Below are 17,054 nucleotides of genomic sequence, written 5' to 3'. Positions count from 1 at the left end.
GGGACAGGCCGGACGCCCAGTTCCGGAGGCGGCAGCTTCTAAGGCCCTGACAGCATAAAAGACGGGGGATCGGTACTATTCACGTAGAAATCCTGAAGGACTTTCTACGTGAATAGCACCTTGGACTCATGCTTTGATGCATTCGTCCACCCCCGTCTTTTATGCTGCCAGAACCTAATTTATGTGGTGTGGAAAAGAGAATACGTAGCGGGTGAGTGGAATTGGGATGGGGGGTGTGGATGCATCTGCAGGTGCGTGCTGGTCTTAGGCTGTGGCAATCGGCGCTAAGAGGCTGGCGCCTTTGTCTGAGCCCAGTAACAAAACTGTCGGATAAGATTAGGCGCGAGTTAGGCGGCCAGACTCTTGTCCAGCGCCGGGTGCCACAGCCTTAGAGCAGCTAGCACCGAAGCCGTATCCACACCCCCCATCCCAATTCCACTCACGAACGGATGCACTATTCTTTCACCATTCCACCCCACCTAAATCACCCATGTGTAAACAGCTTCATGGCTTCTGCAAGAATCTCATCGCTGATTCCGGAATCGATTTCTACGCCTTTTATCTGAGAGATGCGGGTGATAAGTTCTTTTTGGACCAGGTTTTTGGCTGTTTCGTCGGCTGAGGGGCAGCCGGCGCATTCTCCCTGCATCTCAATCCAGAGAATCCCGTTTTCGTCTAAATCCAATACCTCCAGCCCGCCCCCGTGGCTGGATAACTGGGGGCGGACGAAGAGGTTCAGGACTGCTTCAATGTCTTTTTTCAGTTCTTCGCTCATGGATTACCTCTTATTTGGCTTCTTTTTTTGCGGCTGCCATTGCGTCGAATTTGGCAAGCATGGCCCTTGGGGTTGCTGTGTGGGCGCTGCGCTCGTACCTTGGGCATTCGTCGTAGCCTTTCAGGCCTGCCAGGTATTTTGCGATTTTCTTAAGCTCTTCCAGGTCATAGCGGCCCATCATGGTGATGGTTTCCATGAGCGGGGAACCGCCTCCGTGCACGCCTGCTACTGCCTGGGCGGCTTCGTAGGAGTCGCAGAGTTTATTTTCCATCATGCGCATGACACGGTGGGTGTCTTCCGGGCTGTAGGCCGGGTTGCGGAGGATGTATTTGTGGCACAGGTCTGCTGTTTCAGGGGCGTAGAAGCTTTCTTCGGTTGGAAGGGATGCGCATACGCCTCCGGTCAGGTCGGCCAGGGTCTCATATTCATGGTAAATGTTGTGTCCTGCCAGACGGCGGCCGGCATTGGTCAGCACTTCATCCGGAACCTGCTGCCCGGAGGGGAACTTGGTTGAGTGATAGGCGGACGCTTCCCCGGCTGCAAAGACAAGCTCTGCTGTCTGGATGATATCACAGATTTTTTCCCGGACATGGGATTCACGCGCAATGTCATTTACATCGGCCACCAGGGCTGCCTGGGATGCGATTACCTCGGAAACAGCGGTCTTGCATCCTGTGTAGGAATGACGGTGGTAGTGTGCGAACATCAGGGCAAGGTAACCTGCGTAGCGCGCAACCCCTTCATGGTCGCGGCCGCACATGAATACCCGGTCATAGGGAACGAAGCAGTCGTCAAATATGGTAAGGCTTTCTACATCGCCGATGTTTGCAAAGGGTGCTTCGATATGGGTGCGTTTGTGGTGCAGTCCTGGAAGGGCCATGAGCTTCACACCGTCCCAGTCTCCGGGAAGGGCAAATGCAACCGCGTAATCCGCGTCATCCGGTCCCATGAATTTGGTGGGGTTTACAATGATTTCGTCTACATAAGGGGCATTGGAGTTGCAGATCTTGGCGCCGCGGACAATGATGCCCTTACATGGCTTTCCGTCTGTACCTATGCCGTCCACATCTGTTTCAACCACATGGACAAAGGAGTCAGGGTCGGGCTGCATGTGGGCGCGTTTGTATTTGGGATTACGGGAGCCTTTTACGTCTGTCTGGGCACAGTTGCAGACCAGGTCATATTTCTGGCAGTATTCAATGTAGTTCAACAGCCGTTTGTGGTACTCTGTACCGCAGGCCTGGTCACAGTCATAGGTGACGGAAAACAGGGCGTTCATGGCGTCCGTGCCCATGCAGCGCTGCATGCATCCGCCTACCCGGTGGCAGATTAAACGGGTCATCAGCTGTTTTTTCAGCAGGTCCTCCTGGCTGTGATGGATATGGGTGCAGCGGTTGATGGGTTCCCCGGTAATATGGGACGTGGTCACACAGACATCTGCATAATCAGGGTCATTGGCAGTGTCGTAGCACTGCTTCATTACATAGGTCCCGCCTTTCATCCAGTCAGCCAGGTCCCTTTCCGGGCCTTCCTTGCCGTTGGAACGGTCCATGCATTTTCCATTCATGTATACGTTGGGTTTCATTTTTAACAGACGTTCTTTATATTGCTCGTATGTACCGATTGCCATGGTTCGTACCTTCCTTTATTTTTATTGTTTTTTAGCTGCTACTGCATCGAATTTGGCAAGCATGGCCCTTGGGGTTGCTGTGTGGGCGCTGCGCTCATAGCGCGGGCATTTCTCATATCCGGGAAGCCCGGCCAGGTATTTTGCGATTTTCTTCAGTTCTTCCAGGTCATAACGGCTCATAAGGGTGATGGTTTCCATCAGTGGGGAACCGCCGCCGTGCACGCCTGCCACTGCCTGGGCAGCCTCGTAGGAGTCGCACAGCTTGTTTTCCATCATCCGCATGACCCGGTGCGTATCCTCTGCGCTGTAGGCGGGATTGCGGAGTATATACTTATTGCACAGTTCTGCTGTTTCCGGCGCAAAGAAGCTTTCTTCCGTTGGAAGGGATGCGCAGACACCGCCGGTCAGGTCTGCCAGGGTCTCATATTCATGGTACATGTTGTGTCCTGCCAGGCGGCGTCCCGCATTGGTCAGCACTTCATCCGGAACCCATTGGCCGGATGGGAATTGGGTTGCATGGTGGGCGGCTGCCTCGCCTGCCGCGAATACCAGCTCCGCTGTCTGGATGATATCGCAGATTTTTTCACGTACATGGGATTCCCTGGCAATGTCGTTGACATCGGCCACCAGGGCTGCCTGGGATGCAATGACCTCGGATACAGCGGTCTTACATCCGGTGTAGGAATGGCGGTGGTAATGTGCGAACATCAGGGCCAGATAACCAGCGTAACGGGCAACACCTTCATGGTCGCGGCCGCACATGAATACCCGGTCATAGGGCACGAAGCAGTCATCGAATATGGTCAGGCTTTCCACATCCCCGATATTGGCATAGGGCGCGTCCAGATGGGTACGCTTATGGTGCAGCCCGGGAAGGGCCATCAGCTTGATGCCGTCCCAGTCAGCCGGAAGCGCGAAGGCCACCGCATAATCACTGTCATCCTGGCTCATGAACTTGGTTGGGTTAACAATGATTTCATCCACGTAAGGAGCGCAGGAGTTGCAGATCTTGGCGCCGCGGACAAGGATGCCCTTACATGGTTTTCCGTCCACACCCACGCCGTCCACATCTGTATCTATCACGTGTACAAAGGAATCCGGGTCAGGCTGCATGTGGGCGCGTTTGTATTTGGGGTTGCGGGAACCTTTTACATCGGTCTGCGCGCAGTTGCAGATTAAATCATCCTTCTGGCAGTATTCAATGTATTTGACCAGACGTTTGTGGTACTCTGTGCCGCAGGCCTGGTCACAGTCATAGGTAACGGAAAACAGTGCGTTCATGGCGTCCGTGCCCATGCAGCGCTGCATACATCCGCCCACGTGCTGGCAGATCAGGCGTGTCATCAGCTGTTTCTTCAGCAGGTCATCCATGCTGTGGTGGATATGGGTGCAGCGGTTGATTTTGTCTCCTGTAATATGGGAAGTGGTCACACATACATCCTCATATCTGGGGTTATTGGCAACGTCATAGCACTGTTTCATTACATAGGTCCCGCCTTTAATCCAGTCAGCCAGATCCCTTTCAGCGCCTTCTTTCCCATTGGAGCGGTCAACACATTTTCCATTTAAATAAACATTGGGTTTCATTTTGAGGAGCCGTTCCTTGTATTGTTCATAAGTTCCAATTCCCATTCCTATATTCCTCCTTCATTTTTTTACTTGTTAAATTTTTGCCATTTATGGAGCGCCATGGTCTTGGGCCCTTACACCATGATTTAAAGAGCAAGAATTGTGCCAGATATCAGGAAGCGGAAATCAGGGGATTTGGGGGATGGGACTGTATAAAAAGGGCATGGTCATCTAAAAACTTGTATAAAAAGTATACAAAAAAACATGACGCAGTGTGATATAAGGTTGGCGTGGGATTTGCGGGTATAAAAAATATACGGAACAATTGAGTGGCAATGGGAAAGGAGACAGGTAAATGATCCATATCAATAAGGACCTGTGCACCGGATGCGGTGTATGCGTTAAGGTATGTTCCATGGCATGTATTGTCATGGAGGAGGAAAAGGCGGTATTTAAAGGAGAAAAGAGGTGTATGACCTGCGCCCACTGCATGGCTGTCTGCCCGCAGAAAGCTGTGTGCACGGACCGATATGACAACAGCGAGTCCGTGGAAATGACGCCGGATACCCCTCTGGCATCGCCGGAGGAAATGAAAAACAGGATGGTGCTTCGCAGGAGTATCCGCGCCTACAGACAGAAGATACCCTCCAGGCAGGAGATTGAAGCCATACTGGATGGGGCCAGATATGCGGGCACGGGAGGTAACAGGCAGGCCCTGCGCTACATAGCGGTGTGCGGACATATGGATGAGGTGACCGGGGAGGCGGCCCGCGTCCTGGGCGGCCTGGCAGAGAAACCGGGATTTTATGCGCCTGCCTACGGGAGGATTTATAAGGAGAGCCTGAAGGGCAATGACATACTGTTCTATGGGGCGCCCCTCCTTATATTAGTAATCGGGAATAAGAAAAAAGGGTTCAATGTGAAAAAGGACGGAGGGCTGGCGTCTGCATACATCCAGCTGATGGCTGAAACCATGGGGATTGGCTCCTGTATCAACGGCTTTTTTGGGGACGCTGTGGATAACAGCAGTAAGTTAAAGGAAATGTTGGGGATAACAGAGGATGAATCCATGGTAATGGCCATTGCCATGGGCTATCCGCTTATTTCGTATATGCGCAGTGCGCCCAGGAAAAAGCTGGATTTAACCTGGATGTAGGGACAGTGCTCCATCTGGTCGGATATACACAGGTTGGCATCAAAATTGCTGTTTAAAATTGGCATGAGGCGCAGGCTCCAATAAAAGCGCCTGGCCTCTACGTGCGGATTAAATGAAACAAGGGGGTGTCAGATGGATAAATATCTGATTAGGAAATTAGCGGTATGTCTCGCGGGCTCATTTATATATGCTGCCGGGATAACCGTGGTAAAAGTATGCAATCTGGGGATATCGCCCATTACAAGCGCGCCTTATGCATTTTCCTTTGTAGTGGGCCAGACCCTGGGGACCTGCACCATGTATCTGAATGCAATCCTTTATATCATCCAGAAGCTGGTGCTGAAAAAAGAGTACACGCTGCGCAGGTTTTTGACCCAGTTCATACTCAGCGCTGTATTCGCAGTGCTGATTGACCTAACAGGAATCCTGTTTGGCGGATTTGTGCCCCAGTCTTATGGGACCAGGCTCATATATCTGGTGTTTGGCTGTTTTGTGCTGGCAGTGGGGGTCTGCGGCGTGGTCATGTCTAATTTTGGCATGCTTCCCGGAGAAGGCGTGGCTGTTTGTATACAGCGGGTTACAAAATTGGATTTTGGGATATGCAAGATTATGTTTGACTGTTCCATGGTTGCCCTGGCATTGGTCATCTCCCTTATCTTTTTAGGACGCATAGAGGGAGTCAGGGAAGGAACCCTGATATCAGCGGTCATGATAGGCTGGTTTGCCAGATATGTGGGGCGCTTCCTGGGGCCCAGGCTGGCCCTGGTGCTGAATCCGAAGGTGGATGAGGCTCCGGTGATGGAAGCGGAAATGGAAACGTGATGAGGGCGCAAATAAAACCATGCAGAAACTGACGAAGTAAACGAATTTAACATGAAAAAGGAGAAAAAGCTATGATTGAAATGAAAAATACGCCATTTGAAATCCCTACATTTGATTTGACCGGGAAGGTTGCCATAATCACGGGAAGCACCACCGGGCTGGGATACGGCATGGCGGTGGCCTTCTGCGCATACGGCGCCAAGGTGGTGATTAACGGTCTGGAGGAAGAGGACTGCAGACGTGTTTCAGACGAGATTAATGAGATGGGGGGAACCGCTATCCCATTTAAAGCAGACGTAAGGAACCGCGCAGAGGTCCGGGCCATGGTCAGCAAGACCGTGGAAACCTTTGGCAGGCTGGACACCATGGTCTGCAACGCCGGAATCGGAATCACGAAGCGGATTGTGGAAATGAGCGATGAAGAGTGGGATGAAGTAGTGGACACGGACTTAAAGGGCGTGTTCATCTGCGGCGCGGAAGCTGCCAAGGTCATGATTGAAAAGGAAACCAAGGGAAGGGTCATCAACATTTCCTCCGCAGGCGGCCTGGTGGGAACCAAGAACATCGCGGCATACTGTGCTTCCAAGTCCGGCGTCATAAGCCTTTCCAAGACAGAGGCCATGGAGTGGGGGCGCTACGGCATAACGGCCAATGCAATCTGTCCGGGATATGTTCCCACGGCCATTAACGCGGCGCCTCTGGCTATACCAAGGGTAAGGGAACAGATCCTTGCCAAGACAGCGTTAAAACGCCTGGGTGAAATCTGGGAAGTGGCGGCAGTGGCCCTTTTCCTGGCATCGGATGCCTCCAGCATTGTCACGGGCGCTTATATTGCCGCTGATATGGGGACCACATGTAATTAATGTTGGAAATACTCTCAAGTTAAAGTTCAGGCTGCCGTCAAACAGGTTACGGCAGCCTTTTTGTCAGGAGGAATTATGACAAAATTATTCGAACCCTTTGTATTGGGGAACCTTACATTAAAAAACAGGATCATCATGGCCGGTATGCACACGGAATTTGGCAGGGACGGATACCTGACGGAGCGGGAGCTGGCCTATTATGAGGAACGGGCCAAAGGCGGCGCAGCGGCCATCGGCGTGGTTGCCAGGGTAAGCCCGGAGGGAGGACCGGAGTCCATGGCCGGGGTTTATGACAATACCTTCGGGGCCGGGGTGCGCTGCCTGGCAGAACGGCTCCATCAGCATGACTGCAGGCTTTTCATACACCTGTTCCACATTGGCAGGAACCATGCGGATGATATTCTGGGAAGGCCGCTCCTGGCGCCGTCCGCGGTCCCGTCCCCTATTTACCGCCATATGCCAAAGGAGATGACGGCAGAGGATATAAAAAGGGTAAAGGAGGATTTTGCAGATGCAGCCGCCAGGTGCAGGGCTTGGGGCGCGGATGGGGTGGCCGTGAACTGCAGCGCAGGTTATCTGCTGTCCCTGTTCCTGTCCGGTGAAACAAACCAGCGCACGGATGAGTATGGGGGAAGCCAGGAAAACAGGTTCCGTTTCCCCCTAGAGGTGCTTGCCCGGGTCAGGGAAGCGGTTGGAAGGGACTTTCCCGTGCTGGTAAAGATATCCGGCAGCAGTATGCGGACCAGGGGATACGGACTGAAGGACATGGAGGCATTTTCCTCCAAGCTATCAGGACTGGCGGACGCCATTGGCGTCACGGGCGGCTGGCACGAAGCTCCGGTGCCTCAGATTACCTATCAGGTGCCCAGGGGATTCTATTCCTGCCTCAGTTCCTGTATAAAGGAGCATAGCGGTCTGCCTGTAATCTGCTACAACCGCATCAATGATAGGGAGACGGCGGAGCGGATACTTGAGGAGGAAAAGGCGGACCTGGTGGCCTGCGGGCGGCCCTTCCTGGCAGATGCAGGCTTTGCAGCAAAGATCCGGGACGGACATCCCTATCATCCCTGTGTGGGATGCAACCGCGGATGCATGGACCGCGTCATCCGGAACCAGGAAGTGCGCTGTATCCAGAACCCGGAACTGGGCAGTGAGTATCAGAAGCTGTCCTCCCTTCCGGCCAAGGAAGGCCGGGTGCTGGTAATCGGCGGGGGAGTGGCAGGCATGGCGGCTGCCAGGTTCCTGGGAAAACGGGGATATCAGGTTACGCTTAAGGAGAAAAAGGGCCGTCTGGGCGGGGTCCTGGATCAGGTGGCTGCCAGCCCGGGAAAAGAAGGATTCCTGGGTATTGCAGCTGCCCTGGAATGGGATTTAAAGGCGCTGGGCACACATATTGCCACCGATGCAGTGGTGACGGCTGAAGGACTTAAAGCGGAGGCGGACCAGTACAGCTTCGTAGTGCTGGCCACCGGAGGAAAGCCGCGGCGCATGAAGGGTGGGACGGATGCCGGAATCTATCTTGCCCAGGAAGTAATCCAGGGGGATTACAGGCTGTGGAACCGGATGAACTGCAATCAGACGGTCATCATAGGAGGGGATGCGGCCGCCATGGAGACAGCGCTGTTTCTGGCCGGCAAAAGGTGGCTTGAGGACGGCCATCAGGGATTCATGGAACGGTATGTGCCGGACGAGGTGAAGCAACAGTTCCTGCCCTCCGGGACCATCACGCTGATTGAAAAGGAAGAACGGGCCGGGCGCAACCTGGGCGGAACCCGCTTCATCATCATGAATGAACTGAAACAGAACCATATAAAGGTCATGACAGGGGCCCGGGTGGTGGAGACGGGAGACGGGTATGTCATTGTGCAGAAAGGAGACAGCCGGGAACGGCTCTGTGCAGATTTTATCATAGAAGCCATGGGGGAGGAACCGGAACAGGCCCTGACCAGCGTCCTGGGGGAAATGCAGAAAGAATTTTATGTGGTTGGGGATGCTGCCGTGACCGCGGATATTGAGGCCGCCATACGGGGGGCCTATGAGCTGGCACGCAGTGTATAAAAAAGGTAACAGTTATCCGGCCCGGTGTTTATAAAGTATACACCCCCGGGTCTGAGGGAAGGGAAAAACAGGGTAAAACCCAGCGGTTTTAGGGGATTTTTAAAATAATTGGGATTTGGCAGTAATCTTGCTCTAAATATTGTTGAATAATTAACGATGGTATGAAAGAATAGAATCATGCAATGTTTCTATCGCACGGGAAACATACAGGAAGATATTTGCATACCTTCAAAAGACAAGGGGGTTATTAGATGGTAAGTATTATAGGTATTCTTCTGGCAGTGGCATTATTGATTTACACCTGCTACAAAGGCATTCCCGCTGTCATTGTGGCGCCCATGGTATCCATCCTGGTCCTGGTTACAAGCGGCCTGGATATTGCCTCGGGCATGAGCGGCGCGTACATGGAGGGAATGGCGGGATTCATCCAGAAGTATTTCCTGACCATGTTTACAGGCGCCATATTCGGGGCCATGATGGGGGACAGCGGCGCAGCCAAGTCCATTGGCCTTAAGTTCGGCCGGATTGCCAGGAAATTCCCTGGAAAAGAAAAACTGATGGCCTTATGGTCACTGGCTGCATTATCCTTTATCCTGGGGTATGGCGGCGTCAGCGTATTCGTGGCATTCTTTACCGTGATTGCAGTTGCAAAGGAAATGTTTGAGGAACTGGACGTGCCGTGGAGGCTTTACGGGGTCAATATCTTAGGCGCAGGCGTACTTGCCCTTACCATGGCGCCCGGCTCTCCTTCGGTCAACAATGTAATTGCAGGAGAAGCCCTTGGCACCAATGCAATGGCAGCGCCCGCCCTGGGCATCATAGGCTGCCTGATTGCGGTTTTCCTGGCCGGCATCTACTTTAAGTGGGAAATCAGGCAGGTTGAGAAAAACCATGAAGGATTCCTGCCCACGGGAGCGGAGATTGCCAAGGTGCAGTTAAAAGTGGCGGATGATGATTTCCAGGAAATGAACATCCTTACCTGTCTGATCCCTTCCATTGTCCTGATTGTCACACTGAACGTGTTTAAACAGCCGGTTTATATTGCGGCAACCTTTGGGATCCTTGTGGGATACGTTGTCTACTGGAAGCGGATGTCAGCTAAGATAGAGACATTTAAGCGCGGGGCCATGCAGTCCATCAACTCTGTCTGTACCGCATCCATGGTAATTGCCTTTGGTTCCGTTGTAGGAGTTACCAGTGGGTTCGCCCTTATATGCAGCGCCCTGGGCAGGATTCCCGGACCCGGAGAATTCCAGGTAGTGGTTGCTGTTAATATTGCGGCCGGTGTGGCCGGGTCTTCGGCAGGCGGACTGACCATTGCGCTGAACGCATTGGCGGACCGGTTCATTGGGCCGCTTTCAGAAGGCGGGCTTGCCATGAACCCACAGGTAGTGCACAGGATTGCAACCATCTGTTCCGGCGGCCTGGATTCCCTTCCAAGTAATGGAACCATCATTAACGAGCTGACCCAGGCCAGGCTGCCCCACAGGGTGGGATACCGCCCAATGGGAGTGTGTTCGGTCATCATTCCGCTGATTGTGGCCATCTGCCTTTCGATTATTGCACAATTTGGGATTGTGTAATCCGGGGCGTATTGGACTTGATATAATGTAAGGACGGTTTTGATAAACACCCGTAACGGCAATAAGGGGCGGAAGTCTGGTAAGACAGGTTTCCGTCCCTCCTGTCGTATGAGGGCCATGCCCAATGCATGTGTCATAGATGCTGCGCACATGGATGATGCATATAGAATGGATGACCCATCGGGAGGGGATGGCGGCCGGTTCCATGGGAGGGGGATGATATTGACGGAATATTCCGTTTTATTTTGGGAAATGTGTTGAAATTGCATAAAAAAGTAGGTATACTATACTTTGGTTGGTAAAAAATTAACAATAAGATGGAATGAAATCACACCGGGGAGAAAAAACTATGTCACTGGAATCTAGGCTGATGACCACAGCGTATTTTAAGGAATGGGACGCGCAGATACTGCTGGAAATACTGGAGAATGCGGATAATGCAGTGATTATCATTGACTGCAAGGGCACGGTGGTCTATATCAACCGGTTCTATGCGGAACATATGAACATAAAGCTGGAAAAACTGATGGGAAGGAACCTCTATGACATTGAACCCCAGGCCAAGCTCTTAAGGGTCATGGAAGACGGGGGAGGCAGGGACAACGATGAAGTGGAGTACATAAAGTCGCTGAACATAGATTCAGTGGGGCTTGCATTTCCGCTGTATGACAGCCGTAAGGAGAAAGTAGGGGCCTGCGCCATCTTTAAGGATGTGACCCATGTGGTGGAACTGACCAGGAAGCTTCAGAAGTCCAAGGAGATGGTCCAGTATCTTGCCTCCCAGCTGGAGGCGTCGGAGCTGCCCATATCCTTCCAATCCTATATCAGCCAGAATAAGGACCTGCAGAAAACACTGAGCCTGGCCGCCAAGGTGGCCAATACCAACTGTACCATTTTGATACAGGGGGAAAGCGGGGTGGGCAAGGAGGTCATGGCCAAGTGCATCCACAATGCCAGCAGCCGGAAGGAGCGTCCCATGATTAAGGTCAACTGCGCCTCCATCCCTGAGAACCTGCTGGAAAGCGAACTGTTCGGCTATGAGGAAGGCGCCTTTACCGGGGCCAGAAAAGGCGGGAAGCTGGGCAAGTTCGAGCTTGCCAACAAAGGCACCATCCTTCTGGACGAAATCGGGGATATGAGCCTTACCATGCAGTCCAAGCTTCTGCGCGTGTTGCAGGAAAAGGAACTGGAACGGGTGGGCGGCACCAAGACAATCAAACTGGACGTGCGGGTCATCGCGGCAACCAACCGGAACCTGGAGGAAATGGTTGAGAAAAATGAATTCCGCAGCGACCTTTATTACAGGCTTCATGTGGTTCCGATCCATATACCTGCCCTGCGTTACCGGAGGGAGGATATCATGCCCCTGGTGCGCTATTTCATAGAAAGGAACGGCGGGGACGAGAGCACGGACCTGACGCCGGGCGCTGCCAGGATGCTGGAGGAATACGGCTGGCCGGGCAATGTAAGGGAACTTCAGAATGTGATAGAATACGCGATGATTGTTAAAACAGGGGATATCCTGGAGATAAAGGATTTCCCCCAGTATCTGAGAGGGGACGGCGCGGAGGACGGCCCGGCAGAGGATGGCCCATGCAGGCTGAAGGATGCGGTGGAAAGGCTGGAAAAAAGCATGATGCAGCGGGCGCTGAAAAGAAACAATGGGAACAAGAGCATGGCCATCAATGAACTTGGACTGTCCCGCAGGTCGTTTTACGAAAAGCTGGAGAAATACGGATTGAAATAATTGTATAAAAACTATACATATTTAAAAGCAGAATGTATAGTTTTTGCGGAAAATCAAAGAGGCAGGAATGAGGCATGGTGTTTTTGGCCTGATTTCTGTTTCTTTTTTATATATGGATCCGTGGGCCGCGGTTGGCACGGAATTTGCTTATTAAAAAGGTTAGAAGAATGATAAATATTAGACTATTAATATTCACTTATTCAAGAAAGGATGCAGGACTATGAAGGTTATTCGTGCAGAAGAAGTAAGCAGGCTGATAAAGGACGGGGATACCATCATGTATACGGGTATCACCCTGGGCGGATTCGCAGAGGAAGCCCTGGTGGAACTGGAAAAGAGCTTTTTAGAAACAGGGCATCCAAGGGACCTGACCATGTACTGGCAGTCAGCCACCGGGAACAGGGGGGACAGGGGGCTTGCCCACGCGGCCCACGAAGGGTTCTTAAAACGCGGCGTGGGAGGGCATCTCAACGGATGCGGTCCGGCCATGACTGAATTCAGCCGCGACAACAAAGGCGAGATTTACAATTTCCCCCAGGGCGTAATGTCGGTCATGTGCCGCCACATAGCTGCCCACACCCCGGGCGTGATTACTAAAATCGGTTTAAAAAGCATGATGGATCCCAGGGTGGACGGCGGCTGCATGAATGAGAAGGCAAAGAACGCCGAACCTCTGGTAGAGCTGATTGAACTTCAGGGAGAGGAGTGGCTCTGGTACAAGCTTCCCAAGCTGGACGTGACCTTGATCAGGGGCACGGTTGCGGATACAAAGGGAAATATCTCCTGTTACAAGGAAGGATATAAGCTGGGGCAGTTATCCGCGGCAGAAGCTGCCAGGGCATGCGGCGGCATTGTCATCTGCCAGGTGGAGAATATTGTTGAGGCGGGAAGCATCAAGCCAAGGGATGTGGTTGTCCCCGGTATCCTGATTGACTATGTGTTCGTATCCAAGCCAGAGTACCACTGGCAGACCTCCAAGACCTATTACAATCCTGTTTTTTCAGGTGAAATCAGGGTTCCCCTGGATGCCATCCCATTTGAAAAGCTAAGCGCCAGGAAGGTGATTGCCAGAAGGGCTGCCATGGAACTGACAAAGGGCGCGATTGTGAACCTGGGCGTGGGCATTCCGGAAGCAGTTTCCTCGGTTGCGGCCGAAGAGGGCTGCGGGGATTACATTACCCTTACCACCGAGGCGGGCGGCATTGGCGGGGTTCCTGCCAGCAGCCATGATTTCGGGTGCTGCTGGAACGCGGAGGCCACCATTGAGATGGCGGATGAATTCGACATGTATGACGGCGGGGCCCTGGACCTGGGCGTGCTGGGCGTGCTCCAGGTAGGGCCCAACGGAAATGTGAATGTAAGCAAGCGCAACGGGGAAGGCCTGGGTGTGGGCGGATTCCTGAATGTGGCGGGAGGCGCCAGCAAGGTGGTGTTCGCGGCAACCTTTACCGGCGGCCTTCATAAAGGGGAAGGCCCTGCCTATGAAATCGGCAATGGCCATATCAAGGTAACAAAAGAAGGAAACTCCAGGAAGTTCGTCAAAGAGATAGAGCAGATTTCCTTTAACGGGGAGGCATCCCTTAAACAGGGCAAGAAAATCATCTATGTGACGGAGCGGTGCGTGTTCGAACTGGTAAAGGACGGACTCCTCCTTACCGAAATCGCGCCCGGCGTGGACCTTCAAAAGGATATACTGGACCAGATGGATTTTGCCCCCATGATCAGCGAGGACCTGGAGCAGATGCCTGCGCAGATATTCAATGAAACCTGGGGCGGCCTTAAGGACCTGATGGACAAAGAGTAAGAAAGCATAAAATGAAATGATACAGGAGGAAAGGGAATGTTCAGCAAAAAACATGAAATGATTCGGAAACTGGCAAGAGAGTTTGCAGAAAATGAAATCGCACCCCTGGCGGCACAGATTGATGAGACAGGGGAGTATCCGGAGGAACTGCGCAGGAAAATCATTGACTGCGGATTCCATGCAATCGTGATTCCCAAGGAATATGGGGGCTGCGGAGGGGATACCGTGGCAGCTACCATTGTGACGGAAGAATTTACAAGGGTGGACGCCAGCGTCTCCACCCAGCTTATGCCCAACTCCCTGTCAGGGGGCGCCCTGATGATGTTCGGCAATGAGGCCCAGAAGCAGAAATACCTCAGGGGAATGGCGGAGGGAAAACTGGTTGGCGCATTTGCCATCACGGAGCCTGGCGCGGGTTCTGACACTGCGGCCATCACCACAACCGCGCAGAAGGATGGGGATTATTACATCCTAAACGGCCGCAAATGCTTTATCACCAACGGGCCCTGCTGTGACTTTGTCACCGTATTTGCCAAGACGGACGTGGATGCCAGGGGCGTGAAGGGAATCAGCGCATTTATCGTGGAGTCGTCCTGGGAAGGTTTTTCCACGGGAGCGGTTGAGAACAAGATGGGCATGTACGGTTCGCCCACCTGCGACCTGATTTTTGAAAATGTACGTGTGCCAAAGGAAAACCTGTTAGGCGGGGAAGGGCAGGGCTTCAAAATCTGTATGGCCACCCTGGATTCAGGCCGTATCACCGTGGCTACCCAGGGACTGGGGATTGCCCAGGGCGCATTGGACGAGGCGGTCAAATATGTAAAGGAAAGGGTCCAGTTCGGAAAACCCATTGCCAAGCTTCAGAACACCCAGTTTGAGATTGCGGACATGGCAACCAGGGTGGAATGCGGAAGGCAGCTGGTTTACAATGCGGCCCGGCTTAAGGATGCAGGACAGCCCTATTCCAAGAATGCGGCCATGGCCAAATACTACTGCGGCGACCTGTGCAACAACATTGCATACCGTTCCTTACAGCTTCACGGCGGCTATGGCTACATGAAAGATTATCCCATTGAGCGGATGTTCAGGGATGCAAGGCTTGTGGCAATCTACGAGGGCACATCGGAGATCCAGAGGGTGGTAATCGCCAACCATATACTGGGAAAGTAATAGAAGCATAAGAAGGAGGATACATAATGAAGGTAGTTGTTTGCGCAAAGCAGGTTCCCAATACAAACGAAGTAAAGATTGACCCGGTAAAAGGAACATTGATCAGGGACGGCGTGGAAAGCATCCTGAATCCGGATGATGCCAATGCGCTGGAGGAAGCACTGAAATTAAAGGATGCATATGAGGACGTGACCGTTACCGTCATTTCCATGGGACCGCCCCAGGCAGAGGTCATGCTAAGGGAATGCCTGGCCATGGGAGCGGATGAGGCCATCCTTTTAAGCGGAAGGGAATTCGGGGGCTCCGACACATGGGCCACCTCCAATGCCATCTCTGCCGCCATAGAAAAAATAGGGGACTACGATATCATATTTGGAGGACGCCAGGCCATTGACGGGGATACGGCCCAGGTTGGCCCCCAGATTTCAGAAAAGCTTGGGATTCCCCAGGTTACATATGTGCAGGACTTTAAACTGGAAGACGGGGCAGTGGTGGTGCAGAGGCAGCTGGAAGACGGATATGAGGTAATCCGGGTGCAGACCCCATGTTTCCTTACTGCCGTAAAGGAACTGAACAAGCCCAGATACATGACCATGAAGGGAATCTACGAGGCATACGACAAGGAAATCACGGTATGGGGATTTGGGGATGTGGATGTCCCGCAGGAAAAAGTAGGGCTTAAGTCCTCGCCTACCAGGGTGTTCCGTTCATTTACCCCGGCACCCAAGGGCGCGGGGACCGTGCTGGGCGGGACCCCCAAGGAACAGGTCGCGGCATTAATGGGCTGCCTGAAAGAAAAACACATTATCTAAGTAGGAGGTAGGACATGGACTTAAGTCAATACAGGAATGTTTGGGTATTTGCAGAGCAGAGGCAGGGAGTGATTACCCCTGTGGTAAGGGAACTTTTAGGAGAGGGCAGAAAGCTGGCCGGGGAAATAGGAACAGACGTATGCGCCATCCTTCTGGGCAGGGATATCGGCTGCCTTGCAAAGGAACTGATCTGTTACGGCGCGGATAAGGTATATGTGGCTGACCATCCCCTGCTGGAAAACTATACAACGGACGCCTATACCAAGGTAATCACGGACGCCATCCAGGAATACAGGCCGGAAATCGTGCTTTACGGCGCAACCCATATCGGCCGCGACCTGGCGCCCAGGATTGCCGCCAGGGTAAATACGGGGCTGACCGCGGACTGTACCAGGCTGGACATTGACCCTGAGGACAAAAAAATCATGCAGACCCGCCCCGCTTTTGGCGGCAACCTGATGGCCACCATCGTGTGCCCGGAACACCGCCCCCAGATGTCAACGGTGCGCCCCGGCGTCATGCAGAAACTGGAACCGGACCACAGCCGCCAGGGCGAGGTGGTGGATGTGGATGTAGAGCTGTCAGAAGCCGATATCAGGACAAAGGTGCTTGAAATCGTAAAGAGCGCCAGGGAAACCGTATCCCTTACGGACGCGGACGTCATTGTATCCGGAGGGCGCGGCCTGGGCAGCCCGGAGGGCTTTGCAGTCATTCAGAAGCTGGCCGACGTAATGGGCGGGGTTGTAGGGGCTTCCAGGGCGGCCGTGGACGCAGGGTGGATTGACCATTCCCATCAGGTGGGACAGACCGGCACCACGGTCAAACCCAAGATTTATATTGCATGCGGCATATCCGGCGCAATCCAGCACTTGGCAGGAATGCAGTCATCTGATATCATTATAGCAATAAACAAGAACCCAAGGGCTCCTATCTTTGAGGTGGCTGATTACGGCCTGGTAGGGGACCTGTATGAAATTGTCCCTATGATGGCGGAAGCGTTTGCAAATGAAAAAAACATATGATGATGGAAACAGAGCTGAATACTTAAAAAAACACTGGGATGAC

The 17,054-nt window shown here is 52.9% G+C and carries 13 protein-coding genes; 10 read left to right on the top strand and 3 right to left on the bottom strand.

From position 1 onward, the window contains the following. Positions 1-484 precede the first annotated feature (484 nt). From DWX59_RS21515 to DWX59_RS21505, 3 genes are read right to left on the bottom strand one after another with little or no spacing between them, the layout of a single operon-like run. On the bottom strand, positions 485-775 hold the full coding sequence (locus tag DWX59_RS21515; RefSeq protein WP_117561212.1) for a NifU family protein: 291 nt from the start codon (positions 773-775) through the stop codon (positions 485-487). Between the two features lie 10 nt (positions 776-785). Continuing rightward, positions 786-2,405, bottom strand: coding sequence for a 4-hydroxyphenylacetate 3-hydroxylase N-terminal domain-containing protein (locus DWX59_RS21510; protein ID WP_117561209.1), 1,620 nt, complete (start codon positions 2,403-2,405; stop codon positions 786-788). A gap of 21 nt (positions 2,406-2,426) precedes the next feature. Further along, positions 2,427-4,037, bottom strand: a complete 1,611-nt coding sequence (locus DWX59_RS21505; protein ID WP_117561207.1) for a 4-hydroxyphenylacetate 3-hydroxylase N-terminal domain-containing protein — start codon at positions 4,035-4,037, stop codon at positions 2,427-2,429. A 292-nt stretch (positions 4,038-4,329) separates the two neighbouring features. On the opposite strand from DWX59_RS21505, the gene DWX59_RS21500 reads away from it, so the two are divergent. The 10 genes from DWX59_RS21500 to DWX59_RS21455 all read left to right on the top strand — a co-directional run bounded on the left by DWX59_RS21500 (position 4,330) and on the right by DWX59_RS21455 (position 17,011). Continuing rightward, positions 4,330-5,130: a nitroreductase family protein gene (locus DWX59_RS21500; RefSeq protein ID WP_117561205.1), complete on the top strand. Its 801-nt coding sequence runs from the start codon at positions 4,330-4,332 to the stop codon at positions 5,128-5,130. Positions 5,131-5,262: 132 nt separating this feature from the next. Beyond that, positions 5,263-5,952, top strand: coding sequence for a YczE/YyaS/YitT family protein (locus DWX59_RS21495; protein ID WP_166460282.1), 690 nt, complete (start codon positions 5,263-5,265; stop codon positions 5,950-5,952). Positions 5,953-6,023: 71 nt separating this feature from the next. Continuing rightward, a complete protein-coding gene (locus tag DWX59_RS21490) occupies positions 6,024-6,815 on the top strand; it encodes an SDR family NAD(P)-dependent oxidoreductase (RefSeq protein ID WP_227116008.1) in 792 nt (263 codons plus the stop codon). Positions 6,816-6,890: 75 nt separating this feature from the next. Beyond that, positions 6,891-8,873, top strand: coding sequence for an oxidoreductase (locus DWX59_RS21485; protein WP_117561203.1), 1,983 nt, complete (start codon positions 6,891-6,893; stop codon positions 8,871-8,873). A 251-nt stretch (positions 8,874-9,124) separates the two neighbouring features. Beyond that, the gene (locus DWX59_RS21480) at positions 9,125-10,456 is read left to right on the top strand and encodes a GntP family permease (protein WP_117561200.1); all 1,332 of its coding nucleotides are present in this window, start codon (positions 9,125-9,127) and stop codon (positions 10,454-10,456) included. Positions 10,457-10,805: 349 nt separating this feature from the next. Further along, positions 10,806-12,203, top strand: a complete 1,398-nt coding sequence (locus tag DWX59_RS21475) for a sigma-54 interaction domain-containing protein (protein WP_166460281.1) — start codon at positions 10,806-10,808, stop codon at positions 12,201-12,203. A gap of 220 nt (positions 12,204-12,423) precedes the next feature. After that, on the top strand, positions 12,424-14,007 hold the full coding sequence (locus DWX59_RS21470; protein WP_117561195.1) for an acyl CoA:acetate/3-ketoacid CoA transferase: 1,584 nt from the start codon (positions 12,424-12,426) through the stop codon (positions 14,005-14,007). Positions 14,008-14,043: 36 nt separating this feature from the next. After that, positions 14,044-15,177 (top strand): acyl-CoA dehydrogenase family protein, encoded by a 1,134-nt coding sequence (locus DWX59_RS21465; RefSeq protein WP_117561193.1) that lies wholly within the window; start codon positions 14,044-14,046, stop codon positions 15,175-15,177. 26 nt (positions 15,178-15,203) lie between these two features. After that, the gene (gene etfB / locus DWX59_RS21460; RefSeq protein WP_117561191.1) at positions 15,204-15,989 is read left to right on the top strand and encodes an electron transfer flavoprotein subunit beta; all 786 of its coding nucleotides are present in this window, start codon (positions 15,204-15,206) and stop codon (positions 15,987-15,989) included. Positions 15,990-16,003: 14 nt separating this feature from the next. Then, complete coding sequence (locus tag DWX59_RS21455; RefSeq protein WP_117561189.1) at positions 16,004-17,011, top strand: electron transfer flavoprotein subunit alpha/FixB family protein; 1,008 nt, start codon at positions 16,004-16,006, stop codon at positions 17,009-17,011. Positions 17,012-17,054: the final 43 nt, after the last annotated feature.

The sequence above is a fragment of the Enterocloster aldenensis genome (assembly GCF_003434055.1).
In the GTDB taxonomy this organism is placed as follows: Bacteria; Bacillota; Clostridia; order Lachnospirales; family Lachnospiraceae; genus Enterocloster; species Enterocloster aldenensis.
Note: the sequence above shows the minus strand (reverse complement) of the source record. Positions and strands in the feature narration are given on the sequence as shown.